This is a genomic window from Myxococcus vastator, assembly GCF_010894475.1.
In the GTDB taxonomy this organism is placed as follows: Bacteria; Myxococcota; Myxococcia; order Myxococcales; family Myxococcaceae; genus Myxococcus; species Myxococcus vastator.
The window spans coordinates 1-3574 of sequence record NZ_JAAIYB010000644.1; the positions used below are offsets into that span (position 1 = coordinate 1).

General features: G+C 72.1%; 3 protein-coding genes. 1 reads left to right on the forward strand and 2 read right to left on the reverse strand.

Going from position 1 to position 3574, the window contains the following annotated elements:
• On the forward strand, positions 1-1502 hold a 1502-nt coding region (locus G4D87_RS35400; RefSeq protein WP_163787131.1), incomplete at its 5' end, for a hypothetical protein.
• A gap of 9 nt (positions 1503-1511) precedes the next feature.
• Here G4D87_RS35400 and G4D87_RS35405 read toward each other — a convergent pair.
• Positions 1512-2252: a TlyA family RNA methyltransferase gene (locus tag G4D87_RS35405; RefSeq protein ID WP_163787133.1), complete on the reverse strand. Its 741-nt coding sequence runs from the start codon at positions 2250-2252 to the stop codon at positions 1512-1514.
• Positions 2249-3574, reverse strand: a 1326-nt coding sequence (locus tag G4D87_RS35410; RefSeq protein WP_163787135.1) for a 1-deoxy-D-xylulose-5-phosphate synthase N-terminal domain-containing protein, incomplete at its 5' end; no start/stop codon positions are given. The genes G4D87_RS35410 and G4D87_RS35405, both read right to left, overlap by 4 nt.

Below are 3574 nucleotides of genomic sequence, written 5' to 3' on the forward strand. Positions count from 1 at the left end.
CGCCGGATCCCCCCCAGGTCGCCCTGACGGTGCCCGCAGGCATCATCTCCGACGACAAGCTCCAGGTCATCGTCACGGTGTCTGGCTGCGAGGGCGGCTCGACGCTCAACGTCAACGACCGGGAGACCCTGCTCCGGACCTTCCCGCACAGCGGCGGTACGATGACGCTGACGCTGGAGCGCAATGACATCCCCTACGCCACCGTGGGACTGGCCGCGAACCTGTCGCTGAACGCGGTGGCCACGTGCTCCGACGGGCGCACGAATCGCTCGCAGCCCGCGCCTGTCTCCTACTTCCCGGTGCAGCGGCGCATCGTGGAGCCGCAGAACGCCGGCCAGGTCGTCACCGACCACTTCGTCATCGACGGCACCAGCGCGAACCCCACGTTCGTGGGCTGCGGCGTCCCTCCGACGGAGATTTCCACGCTGTACCGCGTGGACCTCAGCGGCAACGTGACGGGCACTGTCGGGATGCCCATCGCCTGCACCCCCGAGACGGTCATCACGGAGCGCAACCCCACCAGCGGCAAGCGCTGGGTGTGGACCCCGAACGTGGGCGCCTTCGCCGTGGACGCCGACCTGCGCATCACCGCGCGCACGACGACGGACATCGGCCCCACGCAGCTCACCGTGCTGCCGGGCGGTGACGCCATCATCGTCAACCGCATCGACGAGGTGCGCCGCCTGTCCCACAACCCCAACGGCACGTCGGAGAGCGTAGCCGAGGTCAAGTGGCTCTACGCACCCACGACGCTGGAGAGCGTCATCGCCCCACCCCTGGTTCGCGCGGACGGGATGATTCTCATCGCGTCCCTGGGCACGGGCCCGGATGCTTCGCGCACGGACGTCACCGTCACCGAGCTGTACGCGGGCGAGACGGGAGAGCAGGGCGCGGGAGGCACGGCCCGGGTCGCGTACAAGCTGCGGACCTTCGCGCGCAACGAGCGCCTCCCCCTGGGCGCCTTCAATGACACCGGCAACACGCTCTTCCTGGGCCTCCAGCTCGGCTCGGAGCAGTCACAGGTCATCGCGTGCGCCGCGAACCAGGACGAGTGCGAGGGCGCGCGGCTCCAGTGGACCAGCCCCGCGCTCCCGGTGCCGCTGGCGCACATCCTCTACCACCCGGGCGCCTCGCGCCTCGTCGCGGTGGGCCAGCAGCGCGTGTGGTTCCTCGACGCGTCGGGGCAGATTCGCAACCGGGACAACCGCTCCATCGACGCGAATGGCGCGCTCAACGTGCTCCAGGTGCTGCGCCGGCCGAACTCGCCGGAGCTCTTCCTGCTCAACGCGCCGGCCCGCGGACTGGATGGCGCGCCGACGCTGCCCAACGAAATCGTCGCCGTGGACCAGACGTCCGGTGGCGAGGCCCGGGAGCTGTTCCGCCACCAGGTGGTCGGCAGCCTGGGCGGAGCCATCGACCCGGAAGGCCGGCTGTGGATCCGCACCGGCTTCGACGTGGTGCAGACGCTGCCCCTGTCCGACTACCGCCGCTACCGGCCGTAGCGCGCGGGCTCAGGGCCTGCTGGCAACGAGGAGCGCCTCCACGTTGCCGGCGGGCCCGGGCACCGTGGAGTCCATCAACCCGAGCACCTCCAGGCCCTGCTCGCGGACGAACGCCGTCACGGTGTCGATGGCGCCCTGCCGGGCGGCGACATCCCGCACCACGCCGCCCTTCCCCACCCGGTCCGGCCCCACCTCGAACTGGGGCTTCACCAGCGCCACCAACAGGCCGCCCGGCTCCAGGTACGTCAGCACCGACGGCAGCACCTGCGTGAGGGAGATGAAGCTCACGTCGATGACGACCACGCCGACCTTCTCCGGCAGGTCCTCCTCCGTGAGGTAGCGCGCGTTGACGCGCTCGCGCGAGCGCACCCGCGGGTCCGTGCGCAGCTTCTCGTGGAGCTGTCCGTAGCCCACGTCAATCGCATGGACGCGCGTGGCCCCGTGCTGGAGCAGGCAGTCCGTGAAGCCGCCGGTGCTGGCACCGATGTCCGCGGCCACCCGACCCCGGACGTCCAGCCCGAAGCGGTCGATGGCGCCCTTCAGCTTCAAGCCGCCGCGCGACACGTAGGGCATCACCTCGCCCTTGAGGCGCAGCTCCGCCTCCTGCGGAATCAGCGTCCCGGGCTTGTCCACGCGCTGGTCATCCACCACGACCTGCCCGGCCAGGATGAGCGCCTGGGCCTTGGTGCGCGACTCGGCCAGCCCGCGCTCCACCACCAGCACGTCCACCCGCTCCTTGCGAGGCTTCACCGTCCGTCCCCTTCCAGCAGCGCCCGGCCCGCGCTCCGCAGTCCCGCCGCGTCCAACCCCAGCGCCGCGCGCTGAACCCGCGCGTCCCCATGGGGAACGAACGCATCGGGCATGCCCAGCAACCGGACGCGGGCCATCAGCCCGTGCGCCGCGAAGAGCTCCAGCACAGCGCTGCCCAGCCCACCGCGCGTGGTGCCCTCCTCGGCCACCACGACATGACCGGACCGGCCAGCCTCCAGCAAGGCGGCTTCATCCAGAGGCGAAGCGCAGCGCGCATCCAGCACGCTCCAGCCGGGCTCGCCCCGCGCGGCCTCCAGCGCGGCGATGCCCAGGGGGCCCAACGTCACCAGCGTCAGCCGGGGCTGCTCCGCGCGAAGCAGCCAGCGCGCCCCCCGCAGCGGTACCGCCTCCGCGCCCACGCCTTCGGGCAGGAGCGGCAGCGTGCCACGTGGGAAGCGGATGACGGAGGCGCGCGGCGCCGCCAGGGCGGTGTCCAGCATCGGCGCCAGGTCCTCCCCCACCATGGGCGACCACAGGTGCAGGTCCGGCAGCGGGCGCAAGGACGCCACGTCGTAGGTGCCCTGGTGCGTCGCCCCGTCCGCGCCCACCAGCCCCGCGCGGTCCACGGCGAAGACGACGGGCAGGCCTGGCAGGCACACGTCGTGGATGACCTGGTCGTACGCGCGCTGGAGGAACGTCGAATAGATGCAGCACACCGGACGCGCGCCGGCCGCGGCCAGCCCCGCGCTGAAGGTGACGGCGTGCTGCTCCGCGATGCCCACGTCGTGCACGCGGTCCGGGAAGCGCGCCTTGAGCGCGTTGAGCGCCGAGCCCTCCAGCATCGCGGGCGTCACCGCCACCACGCGTGCGTCCCGGGCCATGGCGTCCTCCAACACCGCCGCGAAGGCCTCGCTGAAGGTCGGCTGGCCGCCGCGCGAGCGCACCAGCTTGCCGTCGCGCCACTCATACGGGCCCATGGCATGCCCGCGCGTCTGCGTGTCGGCCTCCGCCGGCGGGAAGCCCTTCCCCTTCAGCGTCAGCGCATGCACCACCACGGGCCGCGACGAGGCACGGGCCTCGCGCAGCGCGCGAATCAGCGCGGGCAGGTCATGCCCATCCACCGGGCCCAGGTAGGTGAAGCCCAGGCCTTCAAAGAAGTCGCGCGCCTCGCGGGTGCGCAGCAGCGCGGGGATGGCCCCCACGTTGGCGCTGATGGACATCTGGTTGTCGTTGAGGACGACGACCAACGGCAGGTGGCTGCCTCCCGCGTTGTTGAGCCCCTCGAACGTGAGGCCCCCCGTGAGGCCCCCGTCGCCCAGCAC